General features: G+C 65.1%; 1 protein-coding gene. It reads left to right on the top strand.

The genetic code is table 11. From position 1 onward, the window contains the following. Positions 1-255 (top strand): hypothetical protein (locus ACLFKU_RS44800; protein ID WP_410853527.1); only part of this gene is annotated, 255 nt, incomplete at both ends.

Raw genomic sequence — 255 nt, forward strand, 5'->3', positions numbered from 1 at the left:
GTATCGAAGCCGGCCCGCATGTCCAGCGGCTCGACCGCCAGCCACACCTGATCAATGCGGATCATGCGAGCCACTCACGCAGCCAGGCGGCGCATTGTGCTGCCTCTGATATCGGCGAGCTAATCGTTATCGACTGGTTCGCGCGACGCACCTCGACGCGGATCTCGGCCGGACGAACGTTCATCGTGTCGAGCGGCACCGGCACAAATGCCGGTGCCTGTGCCGACGGCACTGCCACATCGCTGCTCGCGACGG

It is taken from the genome of Paraburkholderia sp. EG304 (assembly GCF_046543485.1).
GTDB classification, from domain to species: domain Bacteria; phylum Pseudomonadota; class Gammaproteobacteria; order Burkholderiales; family Burkholderiaceae; genus Paraburkholderia; species Paraburkholderia youngii.